General features: G+C 72.6%; 13 protein-coding genes and 2 pseudogenes. 11 read left to right on the top strand and 4 right to left on the bottom strand.

Going from position 1 to position 19718, the window contains the following annotated elements:
- The 4 genes from GPJ59_RS19275 to GPJ59_RS19290 all read left to right on the top strand — a co-directional run.
- Positions 1-507, top strand: a 507-nt coding sequence (locus tag GPJ59_RS19275) for an alpha/beta fold hydrolase (RefSeq protein ID WP_219668450.1), incomplete at its 5' end; no start/stop codon positions are given.
- A gap of 88 nt (positions 508-595) precedes the next feature.
- Positions 596-2164 (top strand): alkaline phosphatase D family protein, encoded by a 1569-nt coding sequence (locus GPJ59_RS19280; protein WP_219668451.1) that lies wholly within the window; start codon positions 596-598, stop codon positions 2162-2164.
- A 257-nt stretch (positions 2165-2421) separates the two neighbouring features.
- Positions 2422-3906 (top strand): GNAT family N-acetyltransferase, encoded by a 1485-nt coding sequence (locus GPJ59_RS19285; RefSeq protein ID WP_219668452.1) that lies wholly within the window; start codon positions 2422-2424, stop codon positions 3904-3906.
- Positions 3907-3955: 49 nt separating this feature from the next.
- A complete protein-coding gene (locus tag GPJ59_RS19290; RefSeq protein WP_219668453.1) occupies positions 3956-5650 on the top strand; it encodes a DUF885 domain-containing protein in 1695 nt (564 codons plus the stop codon).
- A gap of 157 nt (positions 5651-5807) precedes the next feature.
- Here the strand turns inward: GPJ59_RS19290 and GPJ59_RS19295 are convergent, their stop codons facing one another.
- Together GPJ59_RS19295 and GPJ59_RS19300 are read right to left on the bottom strand one after the other, a co-directional pair.
- Positions 5808-6326: a rhodanese-like domain-containing protein gene (locus GPJ59_RS19295; RefSeq protein ID WP_219668454.1), complete on the bottom strand. Its 519-nt coding sequence runs from the start codon at positions 6324-6326 to the stop codon at positions 5808-5810.
- Positions 6327-6451: 125 nt separating this feature from the next.
- Positions 6452-7111, bottom strand: a pseudogene (locus GPJ59_RS19300) (SbcC/MukB-like Walker B domain-containing protein); the annotation flags it as partial.
- Positions 7112-7114: 3 nt separating this feature from the next.
- On the opposite strand from GPJ59_RS19300, the gene GPJ59_RS19305 reads away from it, so the two are divergent.
- A complete protein-coding gene (locus GPJ59_RS19305) occupies positions 7115-8410 on the top strand; it encodes a flavin monoamine oxidase family protein (protein ID WP_219668455.1) in 1296 nt (431 codons plus the stop codon).
- Positions 8411-8456: 46 nt separating this feature from the next.
- On the opposite strand, the gene GPJ59_RS19310 is transcribed toward GPJ59_RS19305, so the two are convergent.
- Positions 8457-9839, bottom strand: a complete 1383-nt coding sequence (locus GPJ59_RS19310) for an FAD-binding oxidoreductase (RefSeq protein ID WP_219668456.1) — start codon at positions 9837-9839, stop codon at positions 8457-8459.
- Between the two features lie 61 nt (positions 9840-9900).
- Complete coding sequence (locus GPJ59_RS19315; protein ID WP_258024619.1) at positions 9901-11667, bottom strand: glycoside hydrolase family 15 protein; 1767 nt, start codon at positions 11665-11667, stop codon at positions 9901-9903.
- Positions 11668-12166: 499 nt separating this feature from the next.
- Here GPJ59_RS19315 and GPJ59_RS19320 point away from each other — a divergent pair, with 499 nt between their 5' ends.
- The 6 genes and pseudogenes from GPJ59_RS19320 to GPJ59_RS19345 all read left to right on the top strand — a co-directional run.
- Positions 12167-13834 (top strand): CTP synthase, encoded by a 1668-nt coding sequence (locus GPJ59_RS19320; RefSeq protein ID WP_219668458.1) that lies wholly within the window; start codon positions 12167-12169, stop codon positions 13832-13834.
- A gap of 83 nt (positions 13835-13917) precedes the next feature.
- Positions 13918-14547 carry an NUDIX domain-containing protein gene (locus GPJ59_RS19325; protein ID WP_258024618.1) on the top strand — a complete coding sequence of 210 codons (630 nt, stop codon included), beginning with the start codon at positions 13918-13920 and terminating at the stop codon, positions 14545-14547.
- Positions 14548-14719: 172 nt separating this feature from the next.
- The gene (locus GPJ59_RS19330) at positions 14720-16684 is read left to right on the top strand and encodes a tetratricopeptide repeat protein (protein WP_308120372.1); all 1965 of its coding nucleotides are present in this window, start codon (positions 14720-14722) and stop codon (positions 16682-16684) included.
- Positions 16685-16836: 152 nt separating this feature from the next.
- Positions 16837-17952 carry an alanine dehydrogenase gene (ald, locus tag GPJ59_RS19335; protein WP_219668459.1) on the top strand — a complete coding sequence of 372 codons (1116 nt, stop codon included), beginning with the start codon at positions 16837-16839 and terminating at the stop codon, positions 17950-17952.
- A gap of 470 nt (positions 17953-18422) precedes the next feature.
- Complete coding sequence (locus tag GPJ59_RS37605; RefSeq protein ID WP_445271802.1) at positions 18423-19460, top strand: ParA family protein; 1038 nt, start codon at positions 18423-18425, stop codon at positions 19458-19460.
- Between the two features lie 41 nt (positions 19461-19501).
- Positions 19502-19718: pseudogene (locus GPJ59_RS19345) on the top strand (hypothetical protein); the annotation flags it as partial.

A 19718-nucleotide genomic window follows, 5' to 3' on the forward strand; every position in this document is an offset into this window, starting at 1 on the left:
ATCTACGCCCGTCCTGGCCGCCGCGCGCCCGAGGCCGTGGTCGCCGAGACCCTCGCCCTGCGCGAGGCCGCCGGCTTCGCGCAGACCCTCGCCGCGGGCACCTCCGTACGGTTCACCGCCGACGTGCCCGGGCTGCCGGTGACCATCGCCTGGGGCTCCCGCGACCGGCTGCTGCTGCCCCGCCAGGGCGTCCGGGCCAAGCGCACCGTGCCCGGCGCCCGCCTCGTCCGGCTGCCCGGCTGCGGCCACGTCCCGATGAACGACGACCCCGCCCTCGTCGCCCGCGTCATCCGCGACACGGCCGGGGCGGCACACCTCACGGAGGCGGCCGCCACCCCCGGGGCCGCCCGTACGGAAGCCGGCGAGGAAGCCCCGGCGGTCGCCCGCACGGAAGCCGGCGCGGAAGCCCCCGCGGCCGCCCGTACGGAAGCCGGTGCGCAAGCCCCCGCGGAAGGCCGCACCACGCCCCGGACGGCGTCGCGCACCACCCCCCGCACGACTGTCTGACGGCTGTTCACCAGCGGTTCGCGCGGCGGACGCAGAGGACCGGTGTGCCCTCGGCACACTGGTCCGACCCGTCCCTGGAGGCCCTCCCATGCCCCTCGACCGCCCCGACCGCCGGTCCCTGCTGCGCGGCTCCCTCGTCGTGTCCGCCGCCCTCGCCGTGCCCACCGCGCTGCCCGCCCCGGCCTTCGCCCGCTCCGGCCGCCCGGCCGCACCGTGGGGCGTACAGTCCGGCGAGGTCACCGCGCACTCGGCCACCGTGTGGACGCGGGCCGACCGGCCCGCCCGGATGTACGTCGAGACGTCCCCCAGCGAAACGTTCCGCTACGCCGTGCGCCGGCACCCCGGCCCGCTGCTCGGCCCGGCCACCGACTTCACCGGCACCACCACGCTGCACGCCCTGCCGCCCGGCCGGCAGATCCATTACCGCGTGGTGCTCGCCGACCCGGACGACCCGCGCCGCACCGGTGAGCCCGTGTGCGGCTCCTTCCGCACCGTCCCCGCGGGCCGTCGCACCGGCATCCGCTTCCACTGGTCGGGCGACCTGGCCGGCCAGGGCTGGGGCATCAACCCCGACCGCGGCGGCTACCGCGTCTTCGAGGAGATGCGGCGCCGCGACCCCGACTTCTTCCTCTTCAGCGGGGACACCGTCTACGCCGACGGCCCCGTCCAGGCCGCCGTCCCCCGCCCCGACGGCAGCGTGTGGCGCAACATCACCACCGAGGAGAAGGCCAAGGTCGCCGAGACCCTGGCCGAGTTCCGCGGCAACTTCCGCTACAACCTGCTCGACGCGAACCTGCGGGCCTTCAACGCCCAGGTCCCCGTGATCGCCCAGTGGGACGACCACGAGGTGCGCAACAACTGGTACCCCGGCCAGCTCCTCGACGACCCCCGCTACACCGTCAAGGAGGCCGACGTCCTCGCCGCGCGCGCCCGGCAGGCCTTCTCCGAGTACTTCCCGGTCACGGACCTGCGCGGCGGCCGCACCGAGGGCCGGATGTACCGCGTGGCGCACCACGGGCCGCTCCTGGACGTCTTCGTGCTGGACATGCGCACGCACCGCAACGCCAACTCCCCCGGCCGCCAGAGCGACGACCCGGTCGGCATCCTGGGCGACGAGCAGCTGGGCTGGCTCAAGCGCGAGCTGGCCCGCTCCCGTGCGACGTGGAAGGTGATCGCGGCCGACATGCCGCTCGGCATCGTGATCCCCGACGGCTCCGTGAACTTCGAGGCCGTGGCCCAGGGCGACCCCGGCGCCCCGCTCGGCCGCGAGCTGCAGATCGCCGACCTCCTGCGGTACGTCAAGCACCGGCGGATCACCGGCACCGTCTGGCTCACCGCGGACGTCCACTACACGGCGGCCAACCACTACGCCCCCGAGCGCGCCGCGTTCGGCGACTTCGAGCCCTTCTGGGAGTTCGTGTCCGGACCGATCAACGCCGGCGGCTTCCCGCACGGCCGGCTCGACGCCACCTTCGGGCCGCAGACGGTGTACGTCCAGTCGGCGCCGGTCGCCAACATGTCCCCGGCGGAGAACCCCCCGTACTACGGCGAGGTGGACATCGACGGCGACAGCGGCGAGCTCACCGTCCGGTTGCGCCGCGAGGGAGGCGGCGTACTCTTCACCCAGACCCTCCAGCCGGGACGCGTCGGACAGTGACCGGACATCGGCCCGACAGGCAGTGACCGGACATCGGCCCGACAGCACCCGACAGGACCCGGCAGCGACCGAAGCCCAGCGGCCGGACACCCAGGGACGTGCACGGACGTGCGGGGGCGTACAGAGACCGGGACCGGTGGTGCCGACGGACCCCGCCCCCCCGCCGTAAACCGGGTGAAATCGACCAGATGGATCCTTAACCAGGCGGTCACACGTCATTCGTGATCACGCAACACCCCTTGGCCACAGTGGTGTGCATGACTCACCGTGACTCCGCCTCCCCGGAGACCCCCGCCCGCACCACCCACCGCAACCAGCACCGCCACCACCACTGGCGCCGCGACGTCGTCGAGCTCGCCGCCCTGTTCTGCGCCGTCGCGGTGGCCGACGGCATCGCCAACCTCGTCGTGCACGGCCCGCGCGGCCCCGTCCTGCTCGTCGCCTCGGCCGTCGCGCTCCTGGTCACCGCCGCGTTCCACACCTGGTGGGCGCGCCGGCACAGCCATGCGCCGCCGCCGGCCGCGGTGGCGGCCCCGTCCACCGCCGGTTCGTCCCGTCCGGCCGCTCCCGCGGCGCCCGGGGCCACGGCCCTGTGGCGGCTGCGGACGACCGTACGGGACGAACCGGGCAGCCTGGCCGCCCTGTGCGTGGCCCTCGCCGAGCACGGCGTGGACATCCTGACCCTCCAGACCCACCCGCTCGCCGAGGGCGGCACGGTCGACGAGTTCCTGGTACGCGCCCCGCAGGCGCTGCCGTCGGCCGACCTGACCCGCGCGGTCGCCCGGGCCGGCGGGCACAGCACCTGGATCGAGCGCGCCGACGCCCACGACCTGGTGGACACCCCCACCCGGGTCCTGGGCCTGGCCACCCGCACCGCCCTGGACGCGGCCGAACTCCCGCTCGCGCTGCGCCAGCTGCTCGGCCGGTGCACCATCCACTCGCTGCCCGCGACCACCCTCACCGGCCGCCCCAACCGCCACGCCGACGCCCCCGTCGAGGGCGTGCTGGAGGCTACGGTGATGAAGCTGCGCGACCCCTCGGGCGGCGCGATCACCGTCGAGCGGCCCCACCTGCCCTTCACGCCGACCGAGTTCGCCCGGGCCCGCGCGCTGGTGGAGCTGGACGCCCGGCTCGGTCCGCGCGTTCCGCGCAGCCAGGACGTGCTCACCCTGCCCGAGGGCAACGAGATCACCGTGCGCCGCGCGGACTCCGCCGACCTGGCCGCCGCCCGAGCGATGCACGACCGCTGCTCGGCGCGCACCCTGGGCCTGCGCTACCACGGTCCGGTCGCCGACGCCGACCGCTACCTCGGCCACCTGCTCAGCCCGCGTTTCGGCCGTACGCTGGCCGCCACCACCGCCTCCGGCAAGCTCGTCGCCCTGGGCCACCTGCTGTGGGACGGGGACGAGACCGAGGTCGCGCTGCTCATCGAGGACGAGTGGCAGCGCCGCGGCATCGGCTCGGAGCTGCTGCGCCGGCTGGTCGCGTTGGCCGTCGAGGCGGGCTGCGACAGCGTCTACGCCGTCACGCGGGCCGCGAACACCGGCATGGTCGCCGCCATGCGCGGCCTCGGCCTGCCCCTCGACTACCTGATCGAGGAAGGCACGCTGGTGATCACGGCCCGGCTCGACGCGAGCCCGGTCCGCTCCCGGCCGGCGTACGAGCTGCCCCGCACGCGGCCCCACGCGGGGCCCGGCGTCCCCTCCGGCGAGCCGCGCCGAAACGGTCCGTCAGGCGGCTGAGAGCGAACGGTGGTGACGCGGGCGGGTTCCGCGTACGAAGATGTCCCGCATGTCAGACACCCCGCACAGCAGCAGCCTGCCGCGCCAGGTCGCCGATGCCTACGTCGACGAACTGGTCGCGCTCGACCCGATCATGGGCACCTACCTCGGTGTCTCGTCCAGCCACAGCAAGCTCCCGGACTTCTCGCCGGCCGGTGTCCACACCGTCGCGGAGCTCGCCCGCACCACCCTCGCCCGGCTCGACGCGGCCGAGCAACTGCCCGGTGCGGACTCCGACGCCGAGCGGCGCTGCGCCCGGCTGCTGCGGGAACGGCTGACCGCCGAACTCGCCGTGCACGACGCCGACGAGCACCTGCGCGCCGTCAGCAACATCCACTCCCCCGCGCACAGCGTGCGCGAGGCGTTCTCGATCACACCGACCGAGACGGACGAGGACTGGGCCGTCCTCGCCGAGCGGCTGCGCGCGGTCCCGGCCGCCTTCGCCGGGTACCGCGCGTGCCTCCAGCTGGGTCTGGACCGCGGTCTGTACGCGGGACCGCGCGCGACCGCGACCTTCATCGGCCAGCTGACCTCCTGGGCGGGCGAGGACGACGAGGAGCCCGGCTTCTTCACCGGGTACGGGGAGCAGGGCCCCGAGGCGCTGAAGGCCGAGCTCACCGAGGCCGCGGCCGGTGCCACCGCCGCCACCGCCGAGCTGCGCGACTGGGTCCGGGACGTGTACGCCCCGGCCGTGGCCGGGCAGCCGGAGACCGTCGGCCGGGAGCGGTACGCCCGCTGGGCGCGGTTCTTCAACGGCACCGACCTGGACCTGGACGAGGCGTACGCCTACGGCTGGTCGGAGTACCACCGTCTGCTCGCCGAGATGAAGACCGAGGCCGGCAGGATCCTGCCCGGGGCGGGACCCTGGGAGGTGCTGGCGCACCTGGACGAGCAGGGCACCCACATCGAGGGCGTGGACGAGGTCCGCGCGTGGCTCCAGGGGATCATGGACGAGGCCATCGAGAACCTCGACGGCACCCACTTCGAACTCGCCGAGCGGGTGCGGAAGGTGGAGTCCATGATCGCCCCGCCGGGAGGCGCTGCGGCCCCGTACTACACCAGTCCGTCCGAGGACTTCTCCCGCCCGGGGCGCACCTGGCTGCCGACGATGGGCCAGACCCGTTTCCCGGTCTACGACCTGGTCTCCACCTGGTACCACGAGGGCGTGCCGGGCCACCACCTCCAGCTCGCGCAGTGGACGCACGTGGCCGACCAGCTCTCCCGCTACCAGGCCACGGTCGGCATGGTCAGCGCCAACGTCGAGGGCTGGGCGCTGTACGCGGAGCGGCTCATGGACGAGCTGGGCTACCTCAAGGACGCCGAGCGGCGGCTTGGCTACCTGGACTGCCAGATGATGCGGGCCGCCCGGGTGATCGTGGACATCGGCATGCACCTGGAGCTGGAGATTCCGGCGGACTCCCCCTTCCACCCGGGTGAGCGCTGGACGCCGGAGCTGGCGCAGGAGTTCTTCGGCCTGCACAGCGGCCGGCCGGCGGACTTCGTCGAGAGCGAGCTGACCCGATACCTGTCGATGCCCGGCCAGGCCATCGGCTACAAGCTGGGCGAGCGCGCCTGGCTGCAGGGCCGGGACAATGCCCGTGCGGCGCACGGCGATTCCTTCGACCTGAAGGCCTGGCACATGGCCGCGCTGTCGCAGGGCTCGCTGGGCCTGGACGACCTGGTGGACGAGCTGTCCAAGCTCTGACGCCGGCGCCGCGGACGCCCGGCCGGGCCGCTCGCCTCCCCCCGCGGGGCGAGCGGCCCGGCCGCGTCCCCAGCGCCCCGCCGAACCCGTAGGGGCGCGGGCCGCGCCGGCCCGCTCCCGACGCAACCCCAGCGGCCCCAGCGGCCCCGCCGGACCCTCAGCAGCCGCAGTCGTCCGAGTCGGTGGGCGCGGTCAGCGGGTCCGCCTCGGTCCGCCGGGCCGGGCCCTGCCAGGTCTCGACCTCGAAGCCCTCCCGGATCCAGTACTCGATGCCGCCGAGCATCTCCTTGACCTGGAAGCCCAGCTCGGCGAGGGCCAGGGCGGAGCGGGCGCCGCCGTTGCAGCCGGGGCCCCAGCAGTAGGTGACCACCGGGACGTTCTTGTCCAGGAGCTTCTCGGCCTGCTCGGGGACGAGCGCGGTGGGCAGGTGGACCGCCCCGGGCACGTGGGCCTGGTCCCAGGAGGGCGTCGATCGCGAGTCGACCAGCTGGAAGCCCAGCTCGGCGCCCTGCTCGCGGTGTGCCTTGAAGGCGGCGGCGACATCGGACACGTCCGCGTGGAAGGCGAGGCTCGCGGCGAAGTAGGCGGCGGCCGCGGCGGGAGGGGCCGGCGGGACCCGCAGGACCGGGTTGGCGGAGGTAGCAGGGGCGGAGGCAGGGTGCTGTGTCGTCGTCATGGGCAGCAATCTAGGGCTGACGATCTTGCTCGGGAAGGCGCTCTCCCCGGCGTATCACCTGTCGGACCGGGAAGTGGGCCGCCTGCGCGCCCTGTCCACTCGTCCCGCTGCCGCGCCCCGCCCCCTCAGTCCCTGAGGCCCGCGGTGCGGTGGCGTACGACGGAGCCGCCGCGCTGTTTGACCACCTCCAGCTGCGCCTGCACCCGCGTGCGCAGGTCCGCGACATGGCTGACGATGCCGACGCTGCGGTCGCGTTCCCGCAGCGAGTCGAGGACGTCGAGCACCTCGTCGAGGGCCTGGTCGTCCAGGCTGCCGAAGCCCTCGTCGATGAAGAGGGTGTCCAGCCGCGTCCCGCCGGCCTCGTCGGTGACCACGTCGGCGAGGCCCAGCGCGAGGGCGAGCGAGGCGAAGAACGTCTCGCCGCCGGACAGGGTGGCGGTGTCCCGCTCGCTGCCCGTCCACGCGTCCACCACGTGCAGCCCGAGCCCGGAGCGCCCGCGCCCGCCGGCCTTCGCGTCGGAGTGGACCAGGGTGTAGCGGCCGCCGGACATGCGCAGCAGCCGTACGGTCGCGGCGGCGGCCACCTGTTCCAGGCGGGCGGCCAGCACGTACGCCTCCAGCCGCATCTTGCGTTCGTTGTCGGCGGAGGTGCCGGCGGTGAGGGCGGCCATCCGCGCGACCCGCTCGTACTCCTGGCGCAGCGGCCCGAGGGCGCGCAGCTCCGTCTCCGCCTGCCGGGACAGCCGGTCCAGCTCGGCGCAGCGCACCCGGGCCGCGTCGGCGGCCGCATGTGGACCCAGCGCTCCCACTGGGCGTACGGGCAGACCTCGGAGATCGGCGGGGAGCTGATCGACACCAGCCACAAGAAGATCCTGTCCCTGTGCCGCCGCTTCGGCCTGCCGGTCGAGGACTTCCTCGGCGGGGGCCCGTCGGGCGCCGAGGAGGTCCTCTGGTTCGACGGCCGCTACTACCCCCGCCACCAGGCCGACGAGGACTTCAAGGCCGTCTACCAGGCGCTGCACCGCGACCTGTCCGAGGCGGGCGAGGTCACCTGGAACAGCAGCACCCCCGCCGGCACCGCCCTCGACGACATGACGCTGTACGAATGGATCGAGACCCGCGTCCCCGGCGGCCACTCCTCCCGGCTCGGGCAGTTCATCGACGTCGCCTACAACGTCGAGTACGGGGCCGACACCGACCGGCAGTCCGCCCTCGCCCTGGTCCTGCTGATGGGCTACCAGACCAACCCGGGCCACTTCAACGTCTGGGGCCTGTCCAACGAGCGCTACCACATCGTCGGCGGCAACGACCGACTGCCCAACGCCGTCGCCGCGGCCCTGCCCGCCGGCACGATCGTCATGGGCCGCGAGCTGACCGCCGTACGCGCGAACGCCGACGGCACCCAGACGCTGACCTTCACCGACTCCGGCGCGGTCCGCACGGTCGTCGCCGACCACACGGTCCTGTGCCTGCCGCTGCCGGTCCTCCAGCGCATCGACACCTCGGCCGCCGGCTTCGACCCGCTCATGCGCAACTTGCTGCGCGACGCTCGGATGGGCCACTGCACCAAGCTCAACATGCAGTTCACCGCCCGCCCCTGGCGCGGCACCGGCCCCTGGCCCGGCGTCAGCGCCGGTGACTGCTTCACCGGCACCGAGGTCCAGCAGACCTGGGACACCACCAAGATCCAGCCCGGCAGCGGGGGCATCCTCCTGCAGTACGGCGGCGGCAGCCTGGCCGCCGCGCTCACCCCGGCGACCCCCTTCGCCACCGAGTCCGACCCGTACGTGCGCGCCCTCGCCGGCCGGATGCTCAGCGGGATCGACGCCTTCTTCCCCGGCACCGGGGCCGTCTGGAACGGGCGCGCCCAGCTGTCCGCCTGGCACCGCAACCCCTACAGCCTGGGCGCCTACTCGTACTGGCCCACCGGCTACCTGCACCGCTACGCCGGGTACGAGGGCACCGCCCAGGGCAACATCCACATCGGCGGCGAGCACACCAGCTACGACTTCCAGGGCTTCATGGAGGGCGGCGCCACCGAGGGCGAGCGGGCGGCCCAGGAGGTGATCGCCGCCCTGACGTGACGCCTTGACGTGACGCGCCCCGACATGACGTGCCCTGACGGGACGCTCACAGCGGCTTGATGTTGTGGTTGAAGCGGAAGACGTTGTCCGGGTCGTAGCGCCGCTTCACCTCGCCCAGGCGTCGCATGTTGTCCGCGCCCAGGCCCGCGACCACCCGGTCCCGGCCCTCGTCCCCGGTGAAGTTGAGGTACACCGCGCCGGTGGACCAGGGCCGGACATCGGCGCGGACGTCCTTGACCCACTGCCGGGCCCGCTCGTCGTCCGCCGCGTCCTCCCACATCGCGAACGGGTGCACCGCCCACGTGGAGTCCCGGAACGGGATGGGGTAGTCGCCGGGGGCCTCCGCGATGGCGCCGCCCTGCGGCCACACCAGGTGCTGGGTGCCCGACGGCACCGGCATCGATTCCGCGCGGGCGCAGAACACGTCCACGAACGCGTCCGGGATCCCGGTCAGGTACTCCGCCGACCAGTAGTTCCGCAGGCCCGGCGGGTCGTCGAGCATGCACTGGAGGTCGGCGTACTCGATGCCGGTGACCATCTCGGCCTCGTGCGGGATCGCCAGCAGCGGCTGGGCCAGCTTCCGCATCCGCTCCTGCGGGCCCGCGTAGGTCAGCAGCATCGCGCACACCAGCCGTCCCACGAGGTGCGGCGGTACGAACTCGTCGTCCGGCGGCCCGCTCAGGTAGATCACGGCCCCGCTCGCCTCCACCGGGCCGCCCTCGATCACCTCCCGGTACGTCCGCACCACCTCCGGGCCGTGCTCCGGCAGGTACAGCAGGAACGCGATGGACATGGCCGGCAGGTCGTGCAGGCGCAGCGTGATCGCGGTGGCGACGCCGAAGTTCCCGCCGCCGCCGTGCAGGGCCCAGAACAGCTCGGGACGGTCCTCGGCAGTGGCCGTGACCGTCTCCCCGTCGGCGGTGACGAGGTCCACGCCCAGCAGGTTGTCCACGGCCAGGCCGCAACAGCGGTCCAGCCAGCCCGTGCCGCCGCCCAGTACGAACCCGCCCACGCCCGTGGTCGAGGCCCGGCCCCCGGTGGTGGCCAGCCCGTACGGCTGGCAGGCACGGTCCAGGTGGCTCATGGTGGCCCCGCCGCCGATCCGTACGGCCTTGGCCGCCGGATGGACCGTCACCTCGTGCATCCGGCGCAGGTCCACCACGACCGCGCCGTCGCCCAGCGCCGAGCCCGACACGCTGTGCCCGCCGCCGCGGACGGCGACGGGCAGGTCCAGCTCCCGGGCGAACCGCACGGCGGTGACCACGTCCGCCTCGCCCTCCACCTGCGCGATCACGGCCGGACGCCGGTCGATCATGGCGTTGAAGACGACCCGCGCCCCGTCGTACCCCGCGTCCCCGGGGGCGAAGACGTCACCGGCGAGATCCTCGCGGAGCGCGGCCAGGGCCGCGCCCGCCTTCGAAAGGGCCATGGCGCCCCCTTCCGGGAAGGCACCCTCCACGGCGGAAGGGCGTAGGACCCCTCCAGGCTAATCAGCCGCCGTACGCGCCGCTCGCCGTCAGCCGCAGGGCCGTGTCGATCAGCGGAACGTGGCTGAAGGCCTGCGGGAAGTTGCCCACCTGGCGCTGGAGCCGCGGATCCCACTCCTCCGCCAGCAGCCCGAGGTCGTTGCGCAGGGCCAGCAGCCGCTCGAAGAGCCGGCGCGCCTCGTCGACCCGGCCGATCATCGCCAGGTCGTCGGCCATCCAGAACGAGCACGCGAGGAAGGCGCCCTCGTCGCCCTCCAGGCCGTCCACGCCCGCCTCCTCACCGGCCGTCGGATAGCGCAGGATGAACCCGTCGGGAGTGGACAGCTCGCGCTGGATGGCCTCGACCGTGCCGATGACCCGCTTGTCGTCGGGCGGCAGGAAGCCCACCTGCGGGATCAGCAGCAGCGAGGCGTCCAGCTCCTTCGACCCGTAGGACTGGGTGAAGGTGTTGCGCTCCTTGTCGTAGCCCTTCTCGCACACGTCCCGGTGGATCTCGTCGCGCAGCTCGCGCCAGCGCTCCAGCGGGCCGTCCGCGTCCCCGCTCTCGATCAGCTTGATCGTGCGGTCCACGGCCACCCACGCCATCACCTTCGAGTGCACGAAGTGCCGGCGCGGGCCGCGCACCTCCCAGATGCCCTCGTCGGGCTGGTCCCAGTGGGCCTCCAGGTAGCGGATCAGCTTGAGCTGGAGCAGGGAGGCGTAGTCGTTGCGGGCCAGTCCCGTCATGTGGCCCAGGTGCAGGGCCTCGGTGACCTCGCCGTACACGTCGAGCTGGAGCTGGTGGGCGGCGCCGTTGCCGACCCGGACCGGCTGGGAGTTCTCGTAGCCGGGCAGCCAGTCCAGCTCGGTCTCGCCGAGCTCGCGCTCGCCGGCGATGCCGTACATGATCTGCAGGTTCTCCGGGTCGCCGGCGACCGCGCGCAGCAGCCACTCGCGCCAGGCGCGCGCCTCCTCGCGGTAGCCGGTGCGCAGCAGCGAGGAGAGGGTGATCGCGGCGTCGCGCAGCCAGGTGTAGCGGTAGTCCCAGTTCCGCACGCCGCCGATCTCCTCCGGCAGGGAGGTGGTGGGCGCGGCGACGATGCCGCCGGTGGGCCCGTACGTCAGGGCCTTGAGCGTGATCAGCGAGCGGATGACGGCCTCCCGGTAGGGGCCGTGGTACGTGCACTGCTCGACCCACTCGCGCCAGAACTCGGAGGTGGCCTCCAGCGCGGACTCGGCGTCCGGCTGCTCCGGGGGCTCCTTGTGGGAGGGCTGCCAGGAGATGCAGAAGGCGATCCGGTCACCGGGGGCGACGGTGAAGTCGGCGTACGTCGTCAGGTCCTTGCCGTACGTCTGCGCGTCGGTGTCCAGCCAGACCGAGTCCGGGCCGGCCACGGCGACGGTCCGGCCGTCGACCTTGTGCACCCAGGGCACCACGCGGCCGTAGCTGAAGCGCATGCGCAGCGCCGAGCGCATCGGCACCCGTCCGCTGACGCCTTCCACGATGCGGACGAGCTGCGGGGCGTGCGCCTCGCGGGGCGGCATGAAGTCGATGACGCGGACCGTGCCGCGCGGGGTGTCGAACTCCGACTCCAGCACCAGGGAGTCGCCGCGGTAGTGGCGGCGGGCGGCGCGCGGGGGCTCGCTGCCGGGCGCGTAGGCGGGCCCGATGCGCCAGAAGCCGTGTTCCTCGGTGCCGAGAATTGCTGCGAAGACGGCATGGGAGTCGAAACGGGGCAGACACAGCCAGTCCACCGAGCCGTCCCGGCAGACCAGTGCGGCGGCCTGCATGTCCCCGATCAGTGCGTAATCCTCGATGCGCCCGGACACGTTGCATCTCCAGTCGAACGGCCACGTCCGCCCCGAAGGGCGCTTGCATTGCGCTGTCGCGCGGTCCTAGGGTCCCCCACGCGAGCACCTGATGGTCCGAAACGCGGCGGGGTGCTGCCGTCTCACCGGATTACCAGACTGCTCGGGCGGCGATGTGGAGCGATATCCGAGCAGGATATGTCGGCACCCTAGTGATCTCCTTAAGTCTTGGAACAATGAGGCTCGGCCAAAAGGGTGGCGACGGTTGGTGTGACCAACGGTATGGCCAGCACCCCCCTGACGTCGGCGGCAGGCGTGGCCGGAGGCGGACCCCGTCGGTCGCTGATAGGCTGGTACCCCGTGGACCGGGAGTCCGCCTGTGCGAATCAGGGGCCCCGAAACCGCAGCTTCGGCACCCCCGGAAACGGGAGAGATCGCCGGACGCACCTCACCTCGCGACCACGGGAGCCCCCCTTTGGCGATGCCGCCCGCTGCTTTTCGAAACAACGCAGCCATGACGACCAAGCACATCTTCGTCACCGGAGGTGTCGCTTCGTCCCTCGGCAAGGGCCTGACGGCCTCCAGCCTGGGTGCGCTGCTCAAGGCGCGCGGCCTGCGGGTCACGATGCAGAAGCTCGACCCGTACCTCAACGTCGACCCCGGCACGATGAACCCGTTCCAGCACGGCGAGGTGTTCGTCACCAACGACGGCGCCGAGACCGACCTGGACATCGGCCACTACGAGCGCTTCCTCGACGTCGACCTCGACGGCTCGGCCAACGTCACCACCGGCCAGGTCTACTCCACGGTCATCGCCAAGGAGCGCCGCGGCGAGTACCTGGGCGACACCGTGCAGGTCATCCCGCACATCACCAACGAGATCAAGCACCGCATCCGGCGCATGGCGACCGAGGACGTAGACGTCGTCATCACCGAGGTCGGCGGCACCGTCGGCGACATCGAGTCGCTGCCGTTCCTGGAGACCGTCCGCCAGGTCCGCCACGAGGTCGGCCGCGACAACGTCTTCGTCGTGCACATCTCGCTGCTGCCCTACATCGGCCCCTCCGGCGAGCTGAAGACCAAGCCGACCCAGCACTCCGTCGCCGCGCTGCGCAACATCGGCATCCAGCCCGACGCGATCGTGCTGCGCGCCGACCGCGAGGTGCCGACCTCCATCAAGCGCAAGATCTCGCTGATGTGCGACGTCGACGACGCCGCGGTGGTCGCCGCCATCGACGCCAAGTCGATCTACGACATCCCCAAGGTGCTGCACACCGAGGGCCTGGACGCGTACGTCGTACGCAAGCTCGACCTGCCGTTCCGCGACGTGGACTGGACGGTCTGGGAGGACCTGCTGGACCGGGTCCACAACCCCGACCACGAGGTCACGGTCGCGCTCGTCGGCAAGTACATCGACCTGCCCGACGCCTACCTGTCGGTGACCGAGGCGCTGCGCGCCGGCGGCTTCGCCAACAAGGCCCGCGTCAAGATCAAGTGGGTCACCTCCGACGACTGCAAGACCGCCTCGGGCGCGGCGGCGCAGCTGGGCGACGTGGACGCGATCTGCGTCCCGGGCGGCTTCGGCGACCGCGGCGTGACCGGCAAGGTCGGCGCGATCACCTACGCCCGCGAGAACAAGATCCCGCTGCTGGGCCTGTGCCTGGGCCTGCAGTGCGTGGTGATCGAGGCCGCCCGCAACCTGGCCGGCATCGAGGACGCCAACTCCACCGAGTTCGACCCCTCCACCGCCCACCCGGTCATCTCGACCATGGAGGAGCAGCTCGCCTACGTCGAGGGCGCGGGCGACCTGGGCGGCACCATGCGCCTGGGCATGTACACGGCCAAGCTGGCCGAGGGCTCCATCGTCCGCGAGGTCTACGGCGACGCGTACGTCGACGAGCGCCACCGCCACCGCTACGAGGTCAACAACGCCTACCGCAGCGAGCTGGAGAAGAAGGCGGGCCTCGTCTTCTCCGGCACCTCCCCGGACAACAAGCTGGTCGAGTACGTCGAGTACCCGCGCGAGGTGCACCCCTACCTGGTGGCCACCCAGGCCCACCCGGAGCTGCGCTCCCGCCCGACCCGCCCGCACCCGCTGTTCGCCGGCCTGGTGAAGGCCGCCGTGGAGCGGCAGCAGAACGCCGGGTAAGGCACGCGCACCGCATAACGTAGGCAGCCGGGGTACACGCAGAGGTACCCCGGCTGTCGCACGTCTTCGGGAGGGTTCGGGTCATGGTGGACATCAGGGATACGTCGGAGTCCTGGGAGGTCGTCTCGGCCCAGCGCCCCTTCCGCGGGGCGAAGACGGCCGTCGCCTCGGAGGAGGTGCGGATGCCCGACGGGTCGGTGGCCCGCCGCGACTTCCAGGTGCACCCGGGCTCGGTGTGCGTGCTCGCGCTGGACGAGCAGGGCCGCGTGCTGGTGCTGCGCCAGTACCGCCACCCGGTCCGCCACCGGCTGTGGGAGCTGCCGGCCGGGCTGCTCGACGTACCCGGTGAGAACCCGCTGCTGGCCGCCCGGCGCGAACTGTACGAGGAGGCGCACGTCAAGGCGGAGGACTGGCGGGTGCTGGCCGACTTCTTCGCCTCGCCCGGCGGCTCCGACGAGGCGGTCCGGATCTTCCTGGCGCGCGGCCTGTCGGAGGCCGAGGGCGAGCGCTACGAGGTCTCCGACGAGGAGGCCGACATGGAGCTGGCCCGGGTCCCGCTCGGCGACCTCGTCCGCGACGTCCTGGCCGGCGAGCTGCACAACCCCGGCCTGGTGACCGGTGTCCTGGCCCTCTCCGCGGCGCTGGCCGCCGGCGGCCCCGACACCCTGCGCCCGGCCCTGGCGCCCTGGCCGGCCCGCCCTTACCAGGCGTAGCGGGAGGCGGGACGGGGGACCGGCCCGCGGGCGCCGGCGAGTCGGCGCCCCCTGCACTGCCAGTGTGACGATCTGCTGATCCGATCGGGCGATCTGCCCGCCGCGCTCCCCGCAGCCCGTTGCACAGGGTGAATTACGCTCAGTTCCCCGAACGCAGGGAAGGAGCGGATCCGTGGCGGATTTCGTCGGGCGGCGGCGTGAGCTCAAGGAGCTGCGCGAGGACATCGCACGGACCGGGCTCGACACCCTCTCCGGCCGCAAGGCAAAGGCTCCCCGCGCCCGCGTGCTGCTCATCGCCGGGCGGCCCGGCTCCGGGCGTACCGCGCTCGCCGAGGAACTCGTCCGCGAGGTCGCCGGCGACTACCCCGCCGGCGTGTTCCGGGCCCGGCTGACCATGCCCGGCGGGGAGCCCGCCGGCACCGAAGCGGTCATGCGCGCCCTGCTGCAGCAGCTGGGCCGGACCACCCCGCCCGGCGCCGGCGAGGACGAGCTCGGCGCGGTCCTGCGCGAGACGCTCGCCGACCGCCCGGCGATCCTCCTGCTCGACGACGCCGCCGACGTCTACCAGGTGGACGCCCTGCTCCCGGACAACCCCGAGTGCCTGGCCGTGGTCACCGCGCAGGGCCCGCTCACCGGCATCCCCGACGTGCGCCCCTGCACCCTGGGCGGACTGGACACCCCCTCGGCGGTCGAGATGCTCACCCAGCGCATCGGCGACCTCCGCGTCGCCGTCGACCCGCGCGCCGCCGAGGACCTCGCCGAGGAGTGCGGCCACCAGCCCGCCGCCCTGGCCCTGGCCGGCGGCTGGCTCGCCGCCCGGCCCAAGGCCACCGTCACGGACCTGGCCAAGCAGCTGCACGACCTGCCCTCCCGCGGCGGGGGACCGGTCGGCCGGGCCTTCCGCCTCGTCTACGACTCCCTGCCGCAGCCCGCCCAGCGGACCCTGCGCCTGCTGCCGCTGGCCCCCACCGGCCTGGTCGACTCGCACACCGCCTCCGCCCTCGCCGGCTCCTCCGTCGCCGGAGCGCAGGCCACGCTGGAGGACTTCGCCGCGCTCGGCCTGCTGCGGCCCGCCGAGGGCGGCCTCTTCCTGCTGCCCGGCTGCCTGGCCCCACTCGTACGGGCCCTGCTGGAGACCCAGGAGCGGCCGGCCGAGGTGCAGCTGGCCCGGGCCCGGATGCTGGAGCGGACCGTCCGGCTGCTGCACTCGTGCCGGGCCATGGCCGAGGTCGACCACGACCCCGTCCGCGACCGGTTCGAAGGACTGCCCCGCGCCCTGCGGTTCGCCGACCGCCGGGCCGCCGCGAGCTGGCTGGACACCCGGCTGCCCGCGCTGACCGCGGCCGCGCACCTGGCCGTCGCCGACGGCGAGCTGGACACCCTGGCCCGCCGGCTGATCGCGGCCCTGGTCCGGGCGCTGGCCGAGCACCGGGGCACCGGCCCCGCCGCGCCCGAGCTGTACGGGCTGCACCGGCTGGTGCTGGACGTGGCCGAGCGGCGGGCACTGCACCGGGAACGGGCCGCGGCGCTGCTGAACCTGGCCGACCTGGACGCCGAGACCGGCCGGACCACCGAGGCCCTGGAGCGCTACCGGGCCGCGCTGGACGCCGGCCGGGCGGCGAACGACCCGTACGCGACCGGCCGCGCGATGGAATCCGTAGGAGGCGCCCACCAGGAGCTCGGGGACTGTCACCGGGCCGCCGACTGGTTCGGTCGAGCGCTGTCCCAGGCGCTCGCGAGGGGGGAGCGAGCGGACGAGGCGAGGCTGTACGGGCGGCTCGGCAACGTGCACACCCTCGCCGGGCGGTACGGGGAGGCACTGCGCAGCTGGCGGGCGGCCGCGGCCGGCCACCGCAAGCTGGCCGACGTCCCCGGGCAGGCAAAGGCGCTCAGCGAGATGGCGCGCGTGCAGGAGTACGCGGGCCGGCCCGAGGAGGCGCTGCACACCTGCCGCGAGGCGATCGGGCTGGCGCGGCAGGCCGGGGACCTGCGGCTTCAGGCCGCACTCCAGGTGCGGCTGGCCGACACCCTCGACCGGCTCGGCGACCCCGCCGCGGCCCGGTTGCACCGGACCGCGGCCGATCGGCTGCTCGGAGACGACCCTGTTACCTACGAAATCCGCAGTGGATCCGACTGAGATTATTTGTTTGCAAGGCTAGACAGGGGTTCATCCTTCATTAAACTGGCTCTGCCACGTCATCTCGTGGTGCATCCCGTTGCGCACCCCTGTGAGCGGGTATGTATGGCATTGCCCCGTAAAATCCCCTGAGCCAAGGACCGTGATCGACGATGAAGGTCGGCATCCCCCGCGAGGTCAAGAACAACGAGTTCCGCGTGGCCATCACCCCCGCCGGTGTCCACGAGCTCGTCCGCAACGGCCACCAGGTCTTCATCGAGCAGAACGCCGGTGTCGGCTCCTCGATCACGGACGACGAGTACGTCGCCGCCGGCGCCGAGATCCTCGGCACCGCCGACGAGGTGTGGGCCACCGCCGACCTGCTGCTGAAGGTCAAGGAGCCCATCGCCGAGGAGTACCACCGCCTCCGCAAGGACCAGACGCTCTTCACCTACCTGCACCTGGCGGCCTCCCGCGAGTGCACGGACGCCCTGCTGGAGTCCGGCACCACCGCCATCGCGTACGAGACGGTCGAGCTCGCCAACCGCGCGCTGCCGCTGCTGGCCCCGATGTCCGAGGTCGCGGGCCGGCTGGCCCCGCAGGTCGGCGCCTACCACCTGATGCGCTCGGCCGGCGGCCGCGGCGTCCTGCCCGGCGGTGTCCCCGGCACCCACGCCGGCGAGTGCGTGGTCATCGGCGGCGGCGTCTCCGGCTGGAACGCCGTCCAGATCGCCATCGGCATGGGCTTCCACGTGACCCTGCTCGACCGCGACATCAACAAGCTCCGCGAGGCCGACAAGATCTTCGGCACGAAGGTCAAGACGATCGTCTCCAACGCCTTCGAGCTGGAGAAGGCCGTCGTCGAGGCCGACCTCGTCATCGGCGCCGTACTGATCCCGGGTGCGAAGGCCCCGAAGCTGGTCACCAACGAGCTCGTCGCCAAGATGAAGCCCGGAAGTGTCCTTGTCGACATTGCCATCGACCAGGGCGGCTGCTTCGAGGACTCCCGTCCGACCACCCACGCCGAGCCGACCTTCCAGGTCCACAACTCGGTCTTCTACTGCGTCGCCAACATGCCGGGCGCGGTGCCGAACACCTCCACCTACGCGCTGACCAACGCCACGCTGCCCTACATCGTGCAGCTCGCGAACCTCGGCTGGGTCGAGGCGCTGCGCCGTGACCCCGCCCTCGCGCTGGGCCTCAACACCCATGACGGCCAGGTCGTTTACGGCCCGGTCGCCGAGGCCCACGGCCTGCAGTCGGTCGAGCTCGCCTCGCTGCTCGGCTGATCGGACGGCTCGTCGGCGGATTCCGTCAACGACTGACGTCAATCTCACGTATCCGGCCGGACCTTGCCCGCAAGGTCCGGCCGGACGCGTCTGCGGGCGAGCCGGCGATCCCGTTCAACTCGCCTCGAACGTAACCCTTTAACCGTTTCGCGCACCCGTGAAACTTCGCAGTGACGGCCCGTACGCCCTTGACAGAGTGGTGTTCGGTTGCCGACACATCGTGCCGGGTCCGGTGGATTGTGTTGCTGCGGAGCGGTGACACGCCATAGAGTCGCCAACCGTCGGCATGGTGCCACGCTGACCTATCGATAAGTGTCCTGGTCACGTCCGAGGAGGTAAGACGACTTGTGAATGAGTCGACATTTGCTCCTGGGGGTGGTCAAGCAGGGGGGCCTTCGCGCAGCCAGGGTTCTGCCGGGCTCGAGGCTGTCGGCTCCGTCGCAGTACGCACCTTCGCAAACCACCAGCACATGACGACGCCCCAAAAGAGCATGGACGGCCTAGACGTGAACTCCACGACCGGCGACCTGAGCGGCCGTGAGCCCACCGGTTTCGCCGACTACGACGAGATGCCCGACGGACATTTCTACGACCCCGACGCCGAGTACGAGCCCGACCCCGAGTACGCGGCCACCCTCGCGCCCGACGCTGCGAGACAGCGCCGCGAGCGGATCGGCCCGACCGGACGGCCGCTGCCGTACTTCCCGATCCCGGGTCCGCTGACCGACCACGGTCCGGCGAAGATCATCGCGATGTGCAACCAGAAGGGCGGCGTCGGCAAGACCACGTCGACCATCAACCTGGGTGCCGCGCTCGCCGAGTACGGACGCAGGGTGCTGCTCGTCGACTTCGACCCGCAGGGAGCCCTCTCGGTCGGCCTCGGCGTGAACCCGATGGAACTCGACCTGACGGTCTACAACCTGCTCATGGAGCGGGGCATGTCGGCCGACGAGGTGCTGCTGAAGACGGCGGTCCCCAACATGGACCTGCTGCCCAGCAACATCGACCTGTCCGCCGCCGAAGTGCAGTTGGTCAGCGAGGTCGCGCGCGAGTCCACCCTCCAGCGCGCCCTGAAGCCGCTGATGAACGACTACGACTACATCGTGATCGACTGCCAGCCCTCGCTGGGCCTGCTGACCGTGAACGCCCTGACGGCCGCTCACAAGGTCATCGTGCCGCTGGAATGCGAGTTCTTCGCGCTGCGCGGCGTCGCCCTCCTCACGGAGACCATCGAGAAGGTCCAGGAGCGGCTCAACCCCGAGCTGGAGCTCGACGGCATCCTCGCCACCATGTACGACTCCCGCACGGTGCACAGCCGCGAGGTGCTCGCGCGCGTGGTCGAGGCCTTCGACGACCACGTCTACCACACCGTCATCGGCCGTACGGTGCGCTTCCCCGAGACCACGGTCGCCGGCGAGCCCATCACCACGTACGCCTCCAACTCCGTCGGCGCCGCCGCCTATCGCCAGCTCGCCAGGGAGGTGCTCGCCCGGTGTCACGCCGAGTGAGTCTGCCCGGAGCCGACGAACTGTTCCGCACGACCGGGGGGATGGCCCTGCAGGCCTCCTCGCCACGGCAGCGGGGCGCGGACGACGTACCGTCCGCCGGCACGGAGCACACGACGGCACAGGACACGGCCACGGCCGAGGGGCACAGCCGGGAGGCTGAGCAGCCCACCATCGGCGCACCGCGCCGCCCGCAGGAAGGTTCCGGCCCGGCGCCCGCCGCGGCCGCCTCCGCGGCCCCGGCCGGCGGCGCCGCCGCAC

The sequence above is a fragment of the Streptomyces bambusae genome (assembly GCF_019400985.1).
In the GTDB taxonomy this organism is placed as follows: Bacteria; Actinomycetota; Actinomycetes; order Streptomycetales; family Streptomycetaceae; genus Streptomyces; species Streptomyces bambusae_A.